The organism is Pseudomonas sp. R1-7 (assembly GCF_051132105.1).
Lineage (GTDB): Bacteria > Pseudomonadota > Gammaproteobacteria > Pseudomonadales > Pseudomonadaceae > Aquipseudomonas.
This window is the reverse complement of record NZ_CP071661.1, coordinates 1,734,290-1,753,145: the sequence shown is the minus strand read 5'-3', so window position 1 is coordinate 1,753,145 and position 18,856 is coordinate 1,734,290. Positions and strand designations below refer to the sequence as shown.

The 18,856-nt window shown below is 60.5% G+C and carries 19 protein-coding genes; 12 read left to right on the top strand and 7 right to left on the bottom strand.

The genetic code is table 11. From position 1 onward, the window contains the following. Positions 1-371 precede the first annotated feature (371 nt). Both J3P79_RS07830 and J3P79_RS07825 read left to right on the top strand, forming a co-directional pair. Complete coding sequence (locus J3P79_RS07830; protein WP_434609478.1) at positions 372-1,670, top strand: serine/threonine protein kinase; 1,299 nt, start codon at positions 372-374, stop codon at positions 1,668-1,670. Further along, positions 1,663-2,451, top strand: a complete 789-nt coding sequence (locus J3P79_RS07825) for an MlaA family lipoprotein (protein ID WP_420766941.1) — start codon at positions 1,663-1,665, stop codon at positions 2,449-2,451. Before J3P79_RS07830 ends, J3P79_RS07825 begins: the two co-directional genes overlap by 8 nt. Positions 2,452-2,532: 81 nt before the next feature. Here the strand turns inward: J3P79_RS07825 and J3P79_RS07820 are convergent, their stop codons facing one another. Together J3P79_RS07820 and J3P79_RS07815 are read right to left on the bottom strand one after the other, a co-directional pair. Then, positions 2,533-2,910 carry a DUF805 domain-containing protein gene (locus J3P79_RS07820; RefSeq protein ID WP_434609477.1) on the bottom strand — a complete coding sequence of 126 codons (378 nt, stop codon included), beginning with the start codon at positions 2,908-2,910 and terminating at the stop codon, positions 2,533-2,535. Positions 2,911-3,040: 130 nt separating this feature from the next. Continuing rightward, positions 3,041-3,955 carry a DUF808 domain-containing protein gene (locus tag J3P79_RS07815; protein WP_434609475.1) on the bottom strand — a complete coding sequence of 305 codons (915 nt, stop codon included), beginning with the start codon at positions 3,953-3,955 and terminating at the stop codon, positions 3,041-3,043. Positions 3,956-4,086: 131 nt separating this feature from the next. On the opposite strand from J3P79_RS07815, the gene J3P79_RS07810 reads away from it, so the two are divergent. After that, on the top strand, positions 4,087-4,692 hold the full coding sequence (locus J3P79_RS07810) for a TetR/AcrR family transcriptional regulator (protein ID WP_434609473.1): 606 nt from the start codon (positions 4,087-4,089) through the stop codon (positions 4,690-4,692). Positions 4,693-4,715: 23 nt separating this feature from the next. Here the strand turns inward: J3P79_RS07810 and J3P79_RS07805 are convergent, their stop codons facing one another. Next, a complete protein-coding gene (locus J3P79_RS07805; RefSeq protein ID WP_434609472.1) occupies positions 4,716-5,786 on the bottom strand; it encodes an alpha/beta hydrolase in 1,071 nt (356 codons plus the stop codon). Between the two features lie 96 nt (positions 5,787-5,882). Next, on the bottom strand, positions 5,883-6,323 hold the full coding sequence (locus tag J3P79_RS07800) for a GlcG/HbpS family heme-binding protein (protein WP_434609470.1): 441 nt from the start codon (positions 6,321-6,323) through the stop codon (positions 5,883-5,885). Positions 6,324-6,592: 269 nt separating this feature from the next. Here J3P79_RS07800 and gcl point away from each other — a divergent pair, with 269 nt between their 5' ends. From gcl to J3P79_RS07755, 9 genes are all read left to right on the top strand, one after another. After that, positions 6,593-8,368 carry a glyoxylate carboligase gene (gcl, locus tag J3P79_RS07795; protein ID WP_434609468.1) on the top strand — a complete coding sequence of 592 codons (1,776 nt, stop codon included), beginning with the start codon at positions 6,593-6,595 and terminating at the stop codon, positions 8,366-8,368. A gap of 45 nt (positions 8,369-8,413) precedes the next feature. After that, entirely contained in the window at positions 8,414-9,196 is a 783-nt protein-coding gene (gene hyi / locus J3P79_RS07790) for a hydroxypyruvate isomerase (protein ID WP_434609467.1), read from the top strand. 42 nt (positions 9,197-9,238) lie between these two features. Beyond that, the gene (locus J3P79_RS07785; protein WP_434609465.1) at positions 9,239-10,129 is read left to right on the top strand and encodes a 2-hydroxy-3-oxopropionate reductase; all 891 of its coding nucleotides are present in this window, start codon (positions 9,239-9,241) and stop codon (positions 10,127-10,129) included. Between the two features lie 146 nt (positions 10,130-10,275). Beyond that, a complete protein-coding gene (locus J3P79_RS07780) occupies positions 10,276-11,556 on the top strand; it encodes a glycerate kinase type-2 family protein (RefSeq protein ID WP_434609463.1) in 1,281 nt (426 codons plus the stop codon). Next, positions 11,546-12,961 carry a pyruvate kinase gene (gene pyk / locus J3P79_RS07775; RefSeq protein ID WP_434609461.1) on the top strand — a complete coding sequence of 472 codons (1,416 nt, stop codon included), beginning with the start codon at positions 11,546-11,548 and terminating at the stop codon, positions 12,959-12,961. The genes J3P79_RS07780 and pyk overlap by 11 nt, the downstream gene beginning before the upstream one ends. 61 nt (positions 12,962-13,022) lie before the next feature. After that, complete coding sequence (locus J3P79_RS07770) at positions 13,023-13,937, top strand: urea transporter (protein WP_434609458.1); 915 nt, start codon at positions 13,023-13,025, stop codon at positions 13,935-13,937. Positions 13,938-13,958: 21 nt separating this feature from the next. Then, the gene (locus J3P79_RS07765; protein WP_434609456.1) at positions 13,959-14,783 is read left to right on the top strand and encodes an ion transporter; all 825 of its coding nucleotides are present in this window, start codon (positions 13,959-13,961) and stop codon (positions 14,781-14,783) included. A 92-nt stretch (positions 14,784-14,875) separates the two neighbouring features. Continuing rightward, entirely contained in the window at positions 14,876-15,874 is a 999-nt protein-coding gene (locus tag J3P79_RS07760) for a sulfate ABC transporter substrate-binding protein (protein ID WP_434609454.1), read from the top strand. Between the two features lie 249 nt (positions 15,875-16,123). Further along, the gene (locus J3P79_RS07755; protein WP_434609452.1) at positions 16,124-17,323 is read left to right on the top strand and encodes an MFS transporter; all 1,200 of its coding nucleotides are present in this window, start codon (positions 16,124-16,126) and stop codon (positions 17,321-17,323) included. A 74-nt stretch (positions 17,324-17,397) separates the two neighbouring features. Here the strand turns inward: J3P79_RS07755 and J3P79_RS07750 are convergent, their stop codons facing one another. From J3P79_RS07750 to J3P79_RS07740, 3 genes are all read right to left on the bottom strand, one after another. Continuing rightward, entirely contained in the window at positions 17,398-17,589 is a 192-nt protein-coding gene (locus J3P79_RS07750) for a PLDc N-terminal domain-containing protein (RefSeq protein ID WP_039594393.1), read from the bottom strand. Between the two features lie 71 nt (positions 17,590-17,660). Next, entirely contained in the window at positions 17,661-18,191 is a 531-nt protein-coding gene (locus tag J3P79_RS07745) for a hypothetical protein (protein ID WP_434609450.1), read from the bottom strand. A gap of 72 nt (positions 18,192-18,263) precedes the next feature. Further along, positions 18,264-18,782 (bottom strand): ankyrin repeat domain-containing protein, encoded by a 519-nt coding sequence (locus J3P79_RS07740; RefSeq protein ID WP_039594391.1) that lies wholly within the window; start codon positions 18,780-18,782, stop codon positions 18,264-18,266. Positions 18,783-18,856 lie beyond the last annotated feature (74 nt).

The following is an 18,856-nucleotide window of genomic DNA, read 5'->3' as shown; positions in this document are numbered from 1 at the left end:
TTATGGTGCACAGCGCCCCCATCACGCTCGCCTGCAAACCGGTCGGAACGCCAGCGGAGTACTGACCGACTGATCATCAACCTGCGCCGATTCGGAACCTGCTCTGTCTGCGACGCCGAAGCAACGAGAAACGACATCAGAAAGCCAGCAAGCCATTCCCGGTGTTCGCGACCGTGGATTTCGATCAAATCTTGCATGCACGAGCCAGGCAAGCCGCGAGATCACTAGCCGCCACCACGGCCCAACGTGTATTGTCCCGCTACTATTGCGCCCCGTTCGCGCTTGTTTTGCAGCCGTCATGGCACTTGGCTTCGCTGTGGTGGTCATAGGCTGCGAACCTCATTCGGCACCTTCCTCTAAGGGATCCAGTCATGCTCCGTTCCTTGCGCTTCGCTGCCCTCTTCGGCGGCCTTATCTTGAGTGCGTCCGCGCTGGCGGCAGATATTGACGCCGCCAGCTATGGCTATCCCTTGACCAACCCGTTCGAGGCGACCATCGCCACCACGCCGCCGGACCTGCGTCCGGATCTGCCGCTGATCGAAGACATCAACCAGGCGGACCACAGTCTGACCCTGCGCCCGGAACGCGAATTCATCCTGCCAGACAATTTCTGGCCGGTGAAAAGCCTCACCTACCGCATGGCCACCCAAGACAAACCTGCACCGCTGATCTTCCTGATCGCGGGCACCGGTGCGCGCTACGACAGCACCCTCAACGAGTACCTCAAGCGCCTCTACTACAAGGCCGGATACCACGTGGTGCAGCTGTCTTCGCCCACCAGTTTCGACTTCATGAGCGCCGCTTCGCGCTTCGCCACACCAGGCATCACCAAGGAAGATGCCGAAGACATGTACCGAGTGATGCAGGCCGTGCGCGCGCAGAATCCGAAAGTGCCCGTCACCGAGTACTACCTGACCGGCTACAGCCTCGGCGCCCTCGACGCCGCCTTCGTCGCCCACCTGGACGAAACCCGCCGCAGCTTCAATTTCAAGAAGGTGCTGCTACTGAACCCGCCGGTGAACCTCTACACCTCGATTACCAACCTGGACAAACTGGTCCAGACCGAGGTCAAGGGCATCAATAGCACCACGACTTTTTATGAACTGGTGCTGAACAAGCTGACCCGCTACTTCCAGCAAAAAGGCTACATCGACCTCAACGATGCCCTGCTCTATGACTTCCAACAGTCCAAGCAGCACCTGAGCAACGAGCAGATGGCGATGCTGATCGGCACCTCGTTCCGTTTCTCTGCGGCAGACATCGCCTTCACCTCTGACCTGATCAACCGCCGCGGCCTGATCATCCCTCCTAAGTTCCCGATCACCGAAAGCACCAGCCTGACACCGTTCCTCAAGCGTGCGCTGCAATGCGATTTCGACTGCTACCTCACCGAACAAGTAATCCCGATGTGGCGCGCGCGCACCGACGGCGGCAGCCTGCTGCAATTGGTCGACCAGGTCAGCCTGTACGCGCTGAAGGATTATCTGCAGGGCAGCTCCAAGATTGCAGTCATGCACAACGCCGACGATGTGATCCTGGGCCCGGGTGACCTGGGCTTCCTGCGCAAGACCTTTGGTGATCGCCTGACGGTTTATCCATTGGGCGGCCATTGCGGCAACCTTAACTACCGCGTCAACAGCGACGCCATGCTGGAGTTCTTCCGTGGCTAAATATCTCCTGCTGATCGCCGCGTTAATGAGCGCGGGCATGGTCCACGCCGACAACAGCAAGGCCGACGCGCCCGTAGTGGTGGACTCGGACGGCTTCAAGGAGCCGCTCACCAAACTCAAGTTCAACCCGGGCCTGGACCAACGCGAATTCGAACGTTCGACCCTAAACGCGTTGAACGTCTACGACCCGCTGGAATCCTGGAACCGCCGCGTCTACCACTTCAACTACCGCTTTGACCAATGGGTGTTCCTGCCCGTGGTCGACGGCTATCGCTACATCACCCCAAGCTTCGTGCGCACCGGTGTAAGCAACTTCTTCAACAATCTGGGAGACGTGCCGAACCTGATGAACAGCCTGCTGCAATTCAAGGGCAAGCGTTCGATGGAAACCACAGCGCGACTGTTGCTCAACACCACCGTTGGCATCGCCGGCTTGTGGGACCCGGCTACCGCCATGGGCCTGCCGCGCCAGAGCGAAGACTTCGGCCAGACCCTGGGCTTCTACGGCGTACCGGGCGGCGCCTACTTCGTGCTGCCGATCTTCGGCCCCTCGAACTTGCGCGACACGTCGGGCCTGCTGGTGGACTACACGGCGGAATCGGCAATCAACTTCCTGAACGTCTCCGAAGTCAGCTCCAACCACCCGGAGCTGCTGCTCCTGCGCGGGGTGGACAGGCGCTACCAGACCAGCTTCCGCTACGGCCAGCTGAACTCGCCGTTCGAGTATGAAAAGGTGCGCTATGTGTATACGGAGTCGCGCAAGTTGCAGATCGCCGAATAGGCGCCTGCCCTAACAAGAAAGGCCATTCGATGAACATCGAATGGCCTTTCTTATTGCCGCTGTCTAAGCGTCCAGCCTTATTTAACTGTCCGCTACCGGCTGGTCCAACGGGTCCAGGCCGTAGTTGTTCGGGCCTTTCGTACCACTTGCCGCCAAGCTGATGAGCACGATGAACGGACCAACCACCGGCACTGCTCCCCAGAAGATATTCAGCCCGCTTTTATTCATATCGTGGTAACGCCGCCACGTAACAGCCAATCGAGGGCAAACGGTCAGAAGGCAATAAACCGGATACAACAATAGGAAATAAATCTCTTTATTCAATCCGGTGGCGATACCAAACCCAAAGAAAAGCAACCACAAGCAGAGCTCCAACAGGAAGAACATCCAATACTCTTCTCTGCTTGCACGCCCTCTAAACGTTGCGTACTGCCGCATCACTTGCCAATACCATTTCATTAAATACTCCCTTCGCTGGCGGAAAATTTATTCGAGCCAATACCGGCCGAATAGCGCGGGGGAGTTTATGGAAGCCCTCAATCGATAAAAGTAGGAAAAGCCTGAAAGCATTGTCTTAAAAAGCAACGCTTCAGCCCCTAAGAGCCTTCCAGACCTTGCCCACCGCCAACACACCCGCCAGCACCACCGCCCCCGCCACGATGCCTGCCACCGCATTGAGCAGCATCGGCACGATGAACCCGGCGCCACCGGCACTCGCCGCAACGCCTTCGATCCAGTGGTGCACCACCGGCACGCCATGGGTGAGGATCCCGCCGCCCACCAGGAACATGGCCACCGTGCCGATCACCGACAGGCTTTTCATCATGTAAGGCGCTGCGCGCAGGATCGCCCCGCCAATGTTCTTGGCCGCCTGCCCGGGCTTCTGCGTCAACCACAGGCCCAAGTCATCGAGCTTGACGATCCCCGCCACCAGGCCATACACACCCACAGTCATGACAATGGCGATGCCCGACAGCACGATCACCTGCTGGGTCAGCGGCGCATCGGCGACAGTGCCGAGGGTAATAGCGATGATTTCCGCCGAGAGGATGAAATCGGTGCGCACCGCGCCCTTGATCTTGTCCTTTTCGAAAGCCACCAGATCGACCGCCGGATCGGCCACCGCCTCGACCAGGTGCGCGTGCTCAGCCTGGTCTTCGGCCTTGCTGTGAAGAAATTTATGGGCGAGCTTTTCGAACCCTTCAAAACACAGATAGGCGCCGCCGACCATCAACAGCGGCGTCACCAGCCACGGGACGAAGGCACTGATGGCCAGCGCCGACGGCACCAGGATCAGCTTGTTGATAAAGGAACCCTTGGCGACCGCCCACACCACCGGCAGTTCCCGCTCGGCCCGCACACCTGAAACCTGCTGTGCATTGAGCGCCAGGTCATCACCGAGCACGCCGGCGGTTTTCTTGGCGGCCATCTTGGTCATCAACGCCACATCGTCGAGTACGGTGGCGATGTCATCGATCAAAACCAGCAAACTGCTTCCAGCCATGGAGGGGCTCCTTGAACAATAATGCTGCGCAGCATAGCGCGAGCGGCGCGTCCTTGGGGCATTCTTGAGCGTCGCGCAAGGCCGGTGCTACCATGCGCCACCGCCAGAACCGGCAAGGAACCCCAGGGTTTATGAGCACTATCCGCGAGCGCAACAAAGAACTCATCCTGCGTGCCGCCAGCGAAGAATTTGCCGACAAGGGCTTCGCCGCGACCAAAACCAGCGACATCGCGGCCAAGGCGGGCTTGCCCAAACCCAACGTCTATTACTACTTCAAATCCAAGGAAAACCTCTATCGCGAGGTGCTGGAAAGCATCATCGAACCAATTCTCCAGGCTTCGACACCGTTCAATGCCGACGGCGTGCCGGGTGAAGTGCTGAGCCACTACATCCGCTCCAAGATCCGCATCTCTCGCGACCTACCGTTTGCCTCGAAAGTCTTCGCCAGCGAAATCATGCACGGCGCCCCGCACCTGAGCGCCGATCTCGTCGAACAGCTCAACGCCCAGGCCCGGCACAACATCAACTGCATCCAGACCTGGATCGACCGCGGCCAGATCGCCCCGATCGATCCCAACCATCTGATGTTCAGCATCTGGGCCGCCACCCAGACCTATGCCGACTTCGACTGGCAGATCAGCGCCGTGACCGGCAAGGCCAAGCTCGATGAAGCGGACTACGAAGCTGCGGCGCAGACGATTATTCGGTTGGTTTTGAAGGGGTGTGAGGTGGACTGACGCAGCCTCCGGTCGCGTGAATGTCAGGCCTCGCTCCCCATCAGCCAATGCAACGCTTGGGGCAACGAAGTTCTCCAGTCGTCAGGATAACGATGCCCCCCCTCATGTTCGACCGATCTGACCTCGTTGTGTCCAGCTTCACTGAACAGCTTGCGAAACTCTGCGCTCATTTCCCGGTTGCTGGCCGCCTCCATCTTGCCGTGGATCACAACCACTCTTTTCCCTTGGGCCTGGCTTGTAGTCGGGGTCGACTGCAACCCCCCAGGCGAAATCAGAAGCGCGCCAGCATAATCATCCGGGTGCTGCGCCAGCAAAGCCCCAGCGTGTAGAGACCCTTGAGAGAAGCCCATCAAGTAGACATGCTTACGGTCAATGCAATGCTGCGTGGCCAACTTTTTCAATCCGGATTGAACAGCTTGATGCGTACCTTCGAAACCCGGACCGATCCAACGGAAGCTGTCGACAGTGTCGATCATTTCAGTACCGTTGATGCCCAAGAGGATCGCGCCGGTGTCCGCCAGCGACTGATAATCCTCGCCAAGTTCACCGTTGCCGCCGTATCCATGAAGCCGAACCACTACTGGCCGGCATACTGAAGACGCCAAAATACCAGAAGGATTGAGTACCGAAATCGCGCCTACTTTGTCGCCGGCGATTTGTTCATAGCGGTTCTGGGCGTTGGCTAATACTCGCTTGAATGTGGACGTCTGGCGCAGATTGATCAAGTTCCGGTCATCGGCCATCAACGGACCGAACCACATGCCACGCTCATCGGCCACTTTCAAATAGCGTTCTGACAGTTTGTAATCACCGCGGTAAGCAAACAGCGAGGCGACCTTGTAAGGCGCCAGCATTTGTTTGGGATCCTCACGGACCGCCGCCAGATAAACGGCGATGGCTTGCAAACTGTCGCGCTGCTCAAGCTTTTCGCCCCTTGCGATCAGCTCTTCGGCGTCATCGGCATTCATCAGTGCAGCGACTACTGGTTTGAGCGCTTGATAGGCGACCTCATCGACATCCACCTCTGCGGCTTTCAAAAGGGGGGTACAGAGGGCCACTGTCATGGTCAAAATGATGCGAAACAGCGTATTCACGCAAATCTTCCTTGATACAAAACGAGAGGGCGGCAGCTTATCGATGCGCCCCCGCTTCGTCATCGCCGCCCTGGCGAATGCCTCCATTTTTTCATATCAAGACGTAACCCCCGCATCCGCCCACAACTGCACCGCCTCCACCGCCCTCACCGCCACCTGCTCATCCACATCCGAAACATCGCCGCTGACACCAATCGCCCCCAACACCCTGCCCTCCTGATCCCTGATCAATACCCCACCCGGCGCCGGCACGATGTTGGTTTGGCCCAGGCCATTCAAAGCGGCAAAGAACGCCGGGCGCTGTTGGGCGTCCTGGGCGAGCAGCCGCGAGCCTTTGCCCAAGGCGATGGCACCCCAGGCCTTGCCGATGGCGATCTGCGGGCGAAGCAGGCTGGCGCCATCTTCGCGCTGCAAGGCAACCAGGTGCCCGCCACAGTCCAGGACCGCGACGGTCAAGGGTGCGGCGCTGACTTCACGGCCTGCGGCAAGGGCTTGTCCGGCCAGGTTGACGGCTATTTTCAACGTTAGAACGCTCATGGGTCCTGTCCTTCTGTGGTTATGGGAAAAGCTTTGTGGCTTAACTTGAAGCAAAAACCAGCCCGACAAATAGAACACAACACATGACATTTTTGTATACATAAACTCGAACAAATTACCTATCACTGCTGTAGCCTGCAGCAAATCAGGACTTCCTTCGAATGAAACAGGTGCTTGAGGAAAGGGATTGACCAGCAGCGCTCGCCATGAATACACTCTGCCGCACAGCCACTTGTATACAATTACAAAACGTAAAGAGGCACAAAATAATGAGCAAAATGAGAGCAATCGAAGCCGCCGTCCTGGTGATGCGCCGTGAAGGCGTGGACACCGCCTTCGGCATCCCGGGTGCTGCAATCAACCCGCTGTACTCCGCCTTGCAAAAGGTCGGTGGCATCGATCACGTCCTCGCTCGGCACGTTGAAGGCGCCTCGCACATGGCCGAGGGCTACACCCGGACCAAGGCCGGCAATATCGGTGTGTGCATCGGCACTTCCGGGCCGGCCGGTACCGACATGGTCACCGGGCTCTACAGCGCTTCTGCCGATTCGATCCCGATCCTGTGCATCACCGGGCAAGCGCCCCGCGCCCGTATGCACAAGGAAGATTTCCAGGCGGTGGACATCACCAGCATCGTCAAGCCAGTGACCAAGTGGGCTACCACCGTCCTGGAGCCGGGCCAAGTGCCGTATGCCTTCCAGAAAGCCTTTTTTGAAATGCGCTCCGGCCGTCCGGGCCCGGTGCTGATCGACTTACCGTTTGATGTGCAGATGGCCGAGATCGAATTCGACATCGACGCCTACCAACCGCTGCCCTTGGCCAAACCCGCAGCCAACCGGGTGCAGATCGAGAAAGCCTTGGCGATGCTCAATCAGGCTGAACGTCCGTTGCTGGTGGCCGGCGGCGGCATCATCAACGCCGATGCCAGCGACCTGCTGGTAGAGTTTGCCGAGCTGACCGGCATCCCGGTCATCCCGACCTTGATGGGCTGGGGCACCATTCCCGATGATCACCCGCTGATGGTCGGCATGGTCGGCCTGCAAACGTCCCACCGCTACGGCAACGCCACATTGCTCAAGTCCGACGTGGTGCTGGGCGTCGGCAATCGCTGGGCCAACCGTCACACCGGTTCGGTAGACGTCTACACCGAAGGCCGCACGTTCATTCACGTGGACATCGAGCCGACGCAGATCGGCCGCGTGTTCACTCCGGACCTGGGCATTGTTTCCGACGCTGCCTCGGCCCTGACGGTGTTCATCGAAGTCGCCCGCGAATGGCAAGCCGCCGGCAAGCTGAAGAACCGCAGCGCCTGGTTGCACGATTGCCAGCAACGCAAGGCCAGCCTGCAACGCAAGACCCACTTCGACAACGTGCCGGTCAAGCCCCAGCGCGTCTACGAAGAAATGAACCAGGTATTCGGCAAGGACACCTGCTATGTCAGCACCATAGGCCTGTCGCAGATCGCCGGGGCGCAGTTTCTCCACGTCTACAAGCCACGCCACTGGATCAACTGCGGCCAGGCCGGTCCCCTGGGCTGGACGATTCCTGCCGCGCTTGGGGTGGTCAAGGCCGATCCGAGCCGCAAGGTCGTGGCGCTGTCGGGCGACTATGATTTCCAATTCATGATCGAAGAGTTGGCGGTGGGCGCGCAGTTCAAGCTGCCCTACATCCACGTCGTGGTGAATAACTCCTACCTGGGCCTGATCCGCCAGGCCCAGCGCGGTTTCGACATGGATTACTGCGTGCAGTTGTCGTTCGACAACCTCAACGCCCCGGAACTCAACGGCTATGGCGTTGACCACATCGCGGTGGCCGAAGGCCTGGGTTGCAAGGCACTGCGGGTGTTCGAACCGTCCGGCATCCAGCCGGCGCTGCGCAAGGCCCAGGACATGATCGAAGAGTTCAAGGTGCCGGTGATCGTCGAGATCATCCTGGAACGGGTGACCAATATTTCCATGGGCACCGAGATCAACGCCGTCAATGAGTTTGAAGACCTGGCGCTGGTGGGCAACGATGCACCCACTGCCATCTCATTACTGGACTGAGGCTTGCTCCCACAGGGGCCTGCCAATTACTTACAGGAGACCACCATGCCGCGTTTCGCCGCCAACCTGTCCATGCTGTTCACTGAACAGGATTTCCTCGCCCGTTTCGAAGCGGCCGCCAAGGCCGGTTTCAGTGGAGTCGAATACCTGTTCCCCTACGATTACAGCTCCGCCGAAATCAACGCCCTGCTCGACGCCAATGGCCTGACCCAGGTGCTGTTCAACCTGCCGGCCGGCGACTGGGCCAAGGGTGAGCGCGGCATTGCCTGCCTGCCGGATCGGGTCGAGGAGTTCCGCGCCGGGGTCGACTTGGCGATTGCCTACGCAAAAGTGCTGGGCAATACCCAGGTCAATTGCCTCGCCGGGATTCGTCCGCAGAAGTGCGACGAGGCCCTGGTGGAAAAAACCTTCGTCGCCAACCTGAAGTACGCCGCCGAAAAGCTGCAAGGCGAAGGCATCAAACTGGTGATGGAAGCCATCAATACCCGCGACATCCCTGGCTTCTACCTGAACAACACCGCCCAGGCCCTGTCGATCCGCGAGCAGGTGGGCAGCGCCAACCTGTTCCTGCAATACGACATCTATCACATGCAAATCATGGAAGGCGACTTGGCCCGGACCCTGTCGGCGCACCTGGGCGAGATCAACCACGTGCAACTGGCGGACAACCCGGGCCGCAACGAGCCGGGCACCGGCGAAATCAACTACCGCTTCTTGTTCGAACACCTGGACCGCATCGGCTACCAGGGTTGGGTCGGCTGCGAATACAAGCCGCTGACCACCACCGAAGCGGGACTGGGCTGGCTGAAAACCCATAACGCGATCTGACGACAAGCGTCCGCGGGCACTTTAATAAGAGAGGATTTTTTCATGGCTAAAATCGGATTCATCGGCACCGGCATCATGGGCCACCCAATGGCACTGAACCTGCAAAAAGCCGGTCACAGCCTGTTCCTGACCCAGCACCACGACGCAGCTCCAGCCGACCTGGTAGCCGGTGGCGCAGTGGCTTTGGCCAACCCGAAGGAAGTCGCCCAGGAAGCCGAATTCATCATCATCATGGTTCCGGATACCCCACAGGTCGACGACGTGCTGTTCCGCGCCGACGGCGTCGCAGCCGGCGTGGGCAAGGGCAAAGTGGTGATCGACATGAGTTCGATCTCGCCGTCCGCCACCAAGGCCTTCGCGGCCAAGATCAATGAAAAAGGCGCGCAGTACCTCGACGCCCCGGTGTCCGGCGGCGAGGTGGGCGCCAAGGCCGCGACGCTGAGCATCATGGTCGGTGGCGACAACACTGCCTTCGAGCGCGCCTTGCCGCTGTTCCAGGCAATGGGCAAGAACATCACCCTGGTCGGTGCCAACGGCGACGGCCAGACCGCTAAAGTGGCGAACCAGATCATCGTCGCCCTGAACATCCAGGCCGTGGCCGAAGCGCTGCTGTTCGCCTCGAAAAACGGTGCCGACCCAGCCAAGGTTCGTGAAGCGTTGATGGGCGGTTTCGCCTCGTCGAAGATCCTCGAAGTCCACGGCGAGCGCATGATCAAGGGCACCTTCGACCCGGGTTTCCGCATCAGCCTGCACCAGAAGGACCTGAACCTGGCCCTGCAAGGCGCCAAGGAACTGAACATCAACCTGCCCAACACGGCCAACGCCCAGCAAGTGTTCAGCACGTGCGCGGCCATCGGTGGCAGCAACTGGGATCACTCGGCGTTGATCAAGGGGCTGGAGCATATGGCCAATTTCTCGATTCGCGATAAATAAGCCCTGCCCTTTACCTGTGGGAGCGAGCTTGCTCGCGATAGCAGTAGCCCAGCCAACATCATTGTTGAATGTAAAACCGCTATCGCGAGCAAGCTCTCTCCCACAGGGTCTGCGTCAATTCCAACAATAAAAATCGGGAGCCCGCCATGTCGGTCGAACCGCAACAATTGCTGCGCGAGCTGTTTGCCACAGCCATCGACGCGGCGCATCCGCAGCAAGTCCTCGAACAGTACCTGCCCAGCGACCGCAGCGGTCGAGTGATCGTCATCGGCGCCGGCAAGGCTGCGGCGGCCATGGCGCAAGTCGTTGAGCGTTGCTGGCAGGGCGAGGTCAGCGGCCTGGTGGTGACCCGCTACGGCCATGGCGCGCCCTGCCAGAAAATCGAAGTGGTGGAAGCCGCTCACCCGGTGCCTGACGCCGCGGGCCTGGAAGTGGCCGGGCGCGTGTTCGAACTGGTCAGCAACCTCAACGAAGACGACCGCGTGATCTTCCTGCTGTCCGGTGGGGGCTCGGCGTTGCTGGCCTTGCCGGCCGCTGGCATTACCCTGGCCGACAAACAATCGATCAACAAAGCCTTGCTCAAATCCGGTGCGACCATCGGCGAGATGAATTGCGTGCGCAAGCACCTCTCGGCGATCAAGGGCGGACGCCTGGGCAAGGCCTGCTGGCCGGCGACGGTCTACACCTATGCGATTTCCGACGTGCCCGGCGATCTCGCCACGGTCATCGCGTCCGGCCCCACCGTCGCCGACCCCAGCACCTCAGCCGAGGCCCTGGCGATTCTCAAGCGCTACGCCATTGAAATCCCCGCCTCCGTACGCAACTGGCTGCAGAGCCCGGAGTCGGAGACCGTCAAGCCCGGCGACCCGAGCCTGGCCCGCAGCCATTTCCAATTGATCGCCCGCCCGCAGCAGTCCTTGGAAGCTGCGGCCGTGAAGGCACGCCAGGCGGGTTTCAGCCCATTGATCCTCGGTGACCTGGAAGGCGAATCCCGAGAGGTGGCGAAAGTCCACGCCGGCATTGCCCGGCAAATCGCCCTGCACGGCCAACCCTTGGCCGCCCCGTGCGTGATCCTTTCTGGCGGCGAAACCACAGTCACCGTGCGCGGCAATGGCCGTGGCGGACGCAACGCCGAATTCCTACTGAGCCTGACCGACAGCCTCAAGGGCTATCCCGGCATCTATGCGCTGGCCGGCGACACCGATGGTATCGACGGTTCCGAAGACAACGCCGGCGCAATCATGACCCCGGACAGCTATCGCCGCGCCGCCGAGCTGGGTCTCAGTGCCAGCGACGAGCTGGACAACAACAACGGCTACGGCTACTTCGCCGCGCTGGATGCGTTGATCGTCACCGAACCGACCCGTACCAACGTCAACGACTTCCGCGCGATCCTGATCCTCGAGAACCCTGAAAATGACGCCTGATAAAAAGGTCAAGATCCTCGCGACCCTCGGCCCCGCTACCCGCGGCATCGATGATATTCGCGAACTGGTGCAAGCAGGTGTGAATATCTTTCGCCTGAACTTCAGCCACGGCGACCACGCCGACCACGCCCAGCGCTACCAGTGGATCCGCCAAGTCGAGCAGCAGCTCAATTACCCGCTGGGCATCCTGATGGACTTGCAGGGCCCGAAGCTGCGAGTCGGAAAATTTGCCGACGGCAAGGTCCTGCTGCAACGAGGCCAAGCCTTGCGCCTGGACCTGGACCCGACACCGGGCGACCAGCGCCGGGTCAACCTTCCCCACCCGGAAATCATCGCGGCGCTGGAACCGGGCATGGACCTGCTGCTGGACGACGGCAAGTTGCGCCTGCGCGTGATCGCCAGGCACCACGACGCCATCGACACCGAGGTGCTCAACGGCGGCGAACTGTCGGACCGCAAGGGCGTGAACGTGCCCCAGGCCGTCCTCGATCTGAGCCCACTCACCGCCAAGGATCGTCGCGACTTGAGCTTCGGCCTGGAGCTGGGCGTGGACTGGGTCGCGTTGTCGTTCGTGCAGCGTCCCGAGGACATCCGCGAAGCCCGCGCACTGATCGGCGACAAGGCGTTCCTGATGGCCAAGATCGAGAAACCATCAGCCGTCGCCCAACTGCGCGAGATCGCCGGATTGAGCGACGCCATCATGGTTGCCCGCGGTGATCTCGGCGTCGAAGTACCGGCCGAGAGCGTGCCTCAGATCCAGAAAAACATCATCGGCACCTGCCGCGCCCTCGGTAAACCGGTGGTGGTGGCAACGCAGATGCTCGAGTCGATGCGGTTCTCCCCGGCACCCACACGCGCCGAAGTCACCGACGTCGCCAACGCCGTGGCCGAAGGTGCCGATGCGGTGATGCTGTCGGCGGAAACCGCTTCCGGCGATTACCCCCTCGAAGCCGTGCAGATGATGAGCAAGATCATTCGCCAAGTTGAAAACGGCCCGGACTACCAGGCACAACTGGACGTCAGCCGACCGAAAGCCGAGGCCACGGTGTCGGACGCCATCAGTTGCGCGATCCGCCGGATCAGCAACATCCTGCCGGTCGCGGTGCTGGTGAACTACAGCGAGTCGGGCAGTTCCAGCCTGCGCGCGGCGCGGGAACGGCCGACGGTGCCGATTCTCAACCTGACGCCAAATCTGCAGGCCGCCCGCCGCCTGACCGTGGCCTGGGGGGTGCACTCGGTGGTCAACGATCGTTTGAAGCAAGTGGATGAAGTCTGTTCCACCGCCCTGGAAATCGCCCAGGCCCAAGGCATGGCCCAGCGTGGCGACACTTTGCTGATCACCGCGGGCGTGCCGTTCGGGCAGCCGGGGTCGACCAATTCCCTGCGTATCGAGACGTTGATCTGAGTTTTTCTGTGGCGAGGGAGCTTGCTCTCTCGCCACAGTATTTTCTTATTCCTGACCCATCATGCCTAACCACACCTCCAACACCCGCTGCCCCGACTGGGCCACCGCCCTGCTCAACGGTTTCAGCCAGATTTTTCTCCAGCGCCATCCGCTGTGCGGCTTGCTGTGCCTACTGGCAATCCTGCTGACCGCGCCCGCCTTGCTCGGCGGTGCGCTGCTGGGCGCAGTAGCCGGATTGTTGACTGCGCAGCGACGAGGTTATGCCAAGGAAGATCGCCAAGCCGGCCTCTTCAGCTACAACGGCATCCTGCTGGGATTGTTGTTGAGCCTGGCAATGCCCTGGTCGGTCTTGTTACCCCCGCTGATCATTGCCGGCGGCGGCCTCAGCGCAATGCTTACCCAGCAATGGCTCAAGCGAACTACCGGCCCCCGCTGCCTGCCGGCCTACACCGCGCCCTTCGTGGGGCTGGGCTGGTTGCTGCTGGGTTTCCCGCCGTCATCGCCGTCGCCCGTACCGATCAACATGTCATTACCCGATCTGCTGGCCGCCCCTTTGAGCGGACTGGGCCAGGTCATGTTCATCGGCCACCCATTGGCCGGAGCGCTGATCGCGATCGGCCTGCTGGTCGCCGATCATCGCGCCGCCGGCTGGGCACTGTTCGGCGCCACCGTCGGCCCTGCGTTCGCCTGGCTACAACATGACAGCGGTCTCGCCGTGTCCGGATTAGGCGGCTATAACACGGCGCTGGTCGCCCTGGCCCTCGGTCAACAAACCCGCGGGCCCTGGCGGCCACTGGCAGGCGTGACGCTGGCACTCTTGCTCACGCCGGGTTTCGCTGCCCTGGGCCTGGCTCCACTGACAGCGCCGTTCATCCTCGCCTGCTGGCTGGTTCACGCGACTGGGCGGCTCTGGCATCAGGCCATCCTCGACACCGCGCCTTGCACTCTACAGGGCAATCGCCCTAGGCTTCGCTGACTATCGATTCAGGCGAAGGTTATGGATAACAGCAACAACTGGCGTGAACGCCTCTACGTCATCATTTTCCAGACCGATACCGTGGCTGGCCGACGCTTCGACAGCACCTTGCTGCTGATCATCCTCGCCAGCCTGGTGATCGTGATGCTCGACAGTATCGACAGCGTTCACAAAAACTACGCGGCCCTGCTGGCTTACATCGAGTGGGGCTTCACCTTTATCTTTCTGGTCGAGTACGGCCTGCGCTTGTATTGCTCGCCGAAACCGCTGCGCTACGCGTTCAGTTTCTATGGGCTGGTGGATCTGCTGGCGATCGTGCCGGGGATCCTGGCGCTGTACTACAGCGATGGCCAATACCTACTGATCATTCGGATCATCCGCATGTTGCGGATTTTCCGTGTGCTCAAGCTCAGCCCGTACCTCAAGCAAGCCAACTACCTGATGGCAGCGCTACGGGGCAGCAAGCAGAAGATCATCGTGTTCCTGGTCAGCGTATCAACGCTGGTGACCGTGTTCGGCACGCTGATGTACGTCATCGAAGGGCCCGAGCATGGCTTTACCAGCATTCCCAAGGGGATCTATTGGGCTATCGTGACACTGACCACCGTGGGCTTCGGCGACATCGTGCCGAAGACGCCGCTGGGACAGGTCATTTCGTCCTTGGTAATGATCACCGGCTATTCGATCATCGCCGTACCGACGGGTATCTTCACCGCTGAACTCGCCACCGCCATGCGCGGCGATCAGCTCCAGCATGACTGCCCGGTGTGCAGCAAAAACAACCATGAACATGGCGCCGCGTTCTGCTCCCGCTGCGGCAATGCGCTGTTCACGAAAATGGAATAAGCAAAGCACTTTTTAGTGCTTGAAGGCTTATAAGCTTATCGCTAGTGTGCTGGCTTATCGCCCGCCCCCTTTCCAATAAAAAGGAATTCGCTGTGAAGAAATTCTTTGGCGCCTCTCTTCTTGCCGCTGGCCTGACTTTCGGCAGCCTGGCCAACGCCGCCCCAACCCTGCTGAACGTTTCCTATGACGTGATGCGCGATTTCTACAAGGATTACAACGCCGCGTTCCAGAAGCACTGGCAAGCCGAGCACAACGAGAACATCACCGTGCAAATGTCCTTCGGCGGCTCCAGCAAGCAGGCGCGTTCGGTGATCGACGGCCTGCCGGCGGATGTCATCACCATGAACATGGCCACCGACATTAATGCGCTGGCGGACAACGGCAAGCTGGTTCCGGAAAACTGGGTCACCCGCCTGCCGAACAATAGCGCGCCGTTCACCTCGGCCACGGTGTTCATCGTGCGCAAGGGCAACCCGAAAGCCTTGAAGGATTGGCCCGACCTGCTCGAGGATGGCGTGCAGGTGATCGTGCCCAACCCGAAAACCTCCGGTAACGGCCGCTACACCTACCTGTCGGCGTGGGGCTACGTGCTCAAGAACGGTGGCGATGAGAACAAGGCCAAGGATTTCGTCGGCAAGCTGTTCAAGCAAGCCCCCGTGCTGGACACCGGTGGCCGTGCCGCGACGACGACCTTCATGACCAACCAGATCGGCGACGTGCTGGTGACGTTTGAAAACGAAGCGGAAATGATCGCCCGGGAGTTTGGCCGCGACCAGTTCGAAGTGGTCTACCCAAGCGTGTCCGCCGAAGCCGAGCCGCCGGTGAGCGTTGTGGATAAGGTGGTCGAGAAGAAAGGCTCCCGCGAAGCCGCCGAGGCGTACCTCAAATACCTGTGGTCGCCTGAAGGCCAGGAAATCGCCGCCGCCAACTACCTGCGTCCACGGGATCCCGCGGTGCTGGCCAAGTACACGGACCGCTTCCCGAAAGTCGACTTCCTGTCGGTAGAGAAAACCTTCGGCGACTGGCGCACCGTGCAGAAGACTCACTTCAATGACGGTGGGGTTTTCGATCAGATCTATAGTGGGCAGTAAGACTCGACTCACATAAACACCGCCTGTCAGCCAAGCCCCATCCTGTGGGAGCGAGCTTGCTCGCGATACGGTCTGTCTGCATCAACGATGCTGAATATGCAGCCGCTATCGCGAGCAAGCTCGCTCCCACAGGAGTTTGACCGCCATCATTAATCCCGGGCATGACTGATATCAGTCGCAAAGCCCTGTTCCAGAGCCCTGCAAATCTTTAGCCTCACGTCATCCTTTCAATTGATCGACGAGATTGCCATGAGTGCCCATCCCTCCTCGCCCGGCGTCACCCTGACCCGCGGCATGGTCCTGCTGTTCGCCTTCTGCTGCGGCGCGATCGTTGCCAACATCTACTACGCCCAACCCATTATCGAACTGATCGCACCCGACGTCGGCCTGAGCAGCACCATGGCCAGCCTGATCGTGTCGCTGACGCAGATCGGTTATGCCCTGGGCCTGTTTTTCCTGGTGCCGTTGGGCGACCTGCTGGAAAACCGACGCTTGATGATTCTCACCACACTGGTAGCGATAGCCAGCCTGCTGGGCGCGGCGTTCACCGAGCAACCGAACGTGTTCCTCATGGTCTCGCTGCTGGTGGGCTTCAGTTCTGTCTCGGTGCAGGTTCTGATTCCGCTGGCCGCGCACCTGGCGCCTGAGGAATCCCGGGGACGGGTCGTCGGTGGGATCATGGGCGGCCTGTTGCTCGGCATCCTCCTGGCTCGGCCGGTCTCCAGCGTCATCGCCGATCATTTCGGCTGGCGCGCGATGTTCATCATCGCCGCCGCACTGATGGCGGCCATCAGCATCGTCCTCGCGTTGACCGTGCCCAAGCGCCAGCCCGACCACAGCGCGTCCTATGGCCAACTGCTGGGCTCGCTCGGCACCTTGTTGCGCCAGCAGCCGCAGTTGCGCCAGCGAGCCTTTTACCAAGCCTGCATGTTCGCCACGTTCAGTCTGTTCTGGACCGCCGTACCGCTGGAATTGGCGCGTAACCATGGTCTGTCCCAGACGGAAATCGCGCTGTTCGCCCTGGTCGGGGCCATCGGCGCCATCGCCGCGCCGATTGCCGGTCGCCTGGCGGATGCCGGTCATACCCGGGTCGCTTCGCTGCTGGCGATGCTGTTCGCCAGCCTGAGTTTTCTGCCGGCCTTCGTTCATCCGGCCTACAGCGTGATTGGCCTGGCGGTGACCGGCGTGGTCCTGGATTTCTGCGTACAGATGAACATGGTCCTGGGCCAACGCACCATCTACGCCCTCGACGCCAAGAGCCGCAGTCGATTGAACGCGCTGTACATGACCAGCATCTTCGTCGGCGGCGCATTCGGCTCGTCGATTGCCAGCGCTGTCTATGAACACGGCGGCTGGCTGTGGGTGGTAATCGTCGGCAGCGCCTTCCCGCTGCTGGCATTGCTGCGCTTCTTGAGTGCGTCGCAGAAAACCTCGCTGGCAACGGCCTGATACCGACGCGCAAAAAAATGCCCGACAGGTCACGGCCTGTCGGGCATTTTTTTATGGGAGAGTTATTGGAACGGTCAGACCCGCACGTTGCCACGCGGCCCGGCAATCGCCCAGATGATCAAGCCCAATACCGGCAGCAGCAGGATCAGCAATACCCAGAGGACCTTCGCCCCGGTTCCCGCGCCACTCTTGAGCACATTGATGATCGCCCAGATATCGAGCGCCAGGATAATCAGGCCTACCAGGCCGTTGAAAGTGGAACCCATGGTGTCGCTCCCGAATGGTGATATGCCCCCTTAGGATAGCGGCGCCAGGGCAAGGGTTCCGTTTTATTGCATCAGGCGTGGACCGCGATCTTCAGCGCTTCAAGGGACGGAGCCGCGGCGATGCCCACCTCGGCGCACAATTGCAGTACGCGCGGCACGTCATTGCCGTACACCAGCACCATTTGCAGTTCATCGTCCAGCAATTGGCTGAAGTTCATCAGCACATAGCCGCCATTTTCCTTGTTCAGGCTGCTCATCTGGATCTGGATGCGGTTGAGCGCGGTCAGGGCTTCAGTCTTCGCCAGTTGCTTGGGCTTGAGGTTGAACGCGACGCCGGGGCCGAACGACGCGACGATCTGCTCGAACAACTCGACATAGGTATCTGCCTGGAACAACACGGTATCCGGCAGACTGCCCACCACCACCCACTCCCCCAGCGGGATCGGGAAGGTGTCGTCGTAGTTGATGTCCGGATTGGCTGCCAGGAAAGCCACTGGGTCCGCGTAGGCCTGGGCCGCCTCATCGGCAATCGTCTCGATCTGCGCCTCACCCAGGCAGCCGGAGCTGATTTTGCTGATGAGTTCGACGAGTGCGGCTTTCATTGGGCTATTCCTGTGGCGATGTATTTTTTGCGGGGACGAAGGATAGCGCATCCCCCACTCCCTTTGGCGAGGTCAGCCCAACAACTTCTCCAACTGCGCCGTGGTATCCACCGCGCCCATGGTCCTGGCCGCATCCAGGGCCGAGACGCCGTTGGCATCCTTGGCCTTGGGATCGGCGCCTTTGCTGATCAGGTAATCGACGATTTCGACCCGGTTGAACATCGCCGCCATCATCAGTGCCGTGCGACCGTCGAACGAGGAACCTTCCACTTGCGCGCCGCCATCCACCAAGGCTGAAACCACTGCCAGATCACCCTTGAACGCCGCACCGGCGATCGGGCTCTGGCCGTTGTCATTGCGGACTTCCGGATCGGCCTTGTGCTCCAGCAAGACTTTTACCGTCTCGACATGCCCGTGGTAAGCGGCCAGCATCAGCAAGGTATCGCCCTTGTGGTTGCGCAGGTTCGGCGGCAAGCCTTTGCTCAACAGCGCGGCCATCATCGCGGCGTCGCCCTGTCGGGCAACGTTGAATACCTGCTCCGCAAATTCCGCTGCCTCTTCCGGGGTCATCTGGCGGCTTGTATCGGACATGGGGGAAACTCCAGTTGGCTCATCGCAAAGCCGCTAGTTTCCCGAGGGACCCTGCGCCTGTCATCCCTTTTTTC

What these genes read in the sequence shown, in the direction of transcription:
- J3P79_RS07830 (WP_434609478.1), top strand. Translation starts at nt 372, where the DNA reads ATGCTCCGTTCCTTGCGCTTCGCTGCCCTCTTCGGCGGCCTTATCTTG.
- J3P79_RS07820 (WP_434609477.1), bottom strand. Translation starts at nt 2,910, where the DNA reads ATGAAATGGTATTGGCAAGTGATGCGGCAGTACGCAACGTTTAGAGGG.
- J3P79_RS07815 (WP_434609475.1), bottom strand. Translation starts at nt 3,955, where the DNA reads ATGGCTGGAAGCAGTTTGCTGGTTTTGATCGATGACATCGCCACCGTA.
- J3P79_RS07810 (WP_434609473.1), top strand. Translation starts at nt 4,087, where the DNA reads ATGAGCACTATCCGCGAGCGCAACAAAGAACTCATCCTGCGTGCCGCC.
- J3P79_RS07800 (WP_434609470.1), bottom strand. Translation starts at nt 6,323, where the DNA reads ATGAGCGTTCTAACGTTGAAAATAGCCGTCAACCTGGCCGGACAAGCC.
- gcl (WP_434609468.1), top strand. Translation starts at nt 6,593, where the DNA reads ATGAGCAAAATGAGAGCAATCGAAGCCGCCGTCCTGGTGATGCGCCGT.
- hyi (WP_434609467.1), top strand. Translation starts at nt 8,414, where the DNA reads ATGCCGCGTTTCGCCGCCAACCTGTCCATGCTGTTCACTGAACAGGAT.
- J3P79_RS07785 (WP_434609465.1), top strand. Translation starts at nt 9,239, where the DNA reads ATGGCTAAAATCGGATTCATCGGCACCGGCATCATGGGCCACCCAATG.
- J3P79_RS07780 (WP_434609463.1), top strand. Translation starts at nt 10,276, where the DNA reads ATGTCGGTCGAACCGCAACAATTGCTGCGCGAGCTGTTTGCCACAGCC.
- pyk (WP_434609461.1), top strand. Translation starts at nt 11,546, where the DNA reads ATGACGCCTGATAAAAAGGTCAAGATCCTCGCGACCCTCGGCCCCGCT.
- J3P79_RS07770 (WP_434609458.1), top strand. Translation starts at nt 13,023, where the DNA reads ATGCCTAACCACACCTCCAACACCCGCTGCCCCGACTGGGCCACCGCC.
- J3P79_RS07765 (WP_434609456.1), top strand. Translation starts at nt 13,959, where the DNA reads ATGGATAACAGCAACAACTGGCGTGAACGCCTCTACGTCATCATTTTC.
- J3P79_RS07755 (WP_434609452.1), top strand. Translation starts at nt 16,124, where the DNA reads ATGAGTGCCCATCCCTCCTCGCCCGGCGTCACCCTGACCCGCGGCATG.
- J3P79_RS07750 (WP_039594393.1), bottom strand. Translation starts at nt 17,589, where the DNA reads ATGGGTTCCACTTTCAACGGCCTGGTAGGCCTGATTATCCTGGCGCTC.
- J3P79_RS07745 (WP_434609450.1), bottom strand. Translation starts at nt 18,191, where the DNA reads ATGAAAGCCGCACTCGTCGAACTCATCAGCAAAATCAGCTCCGGCTGC.
- J3P79_RS07740 (WP_039594391.1), bottom strand. Translation starts at nt 18,782, where the DNA reads ATGTCCGATACAAGCCGCCAGATGACCCCGGAAGAGGCAGCGGAATTT.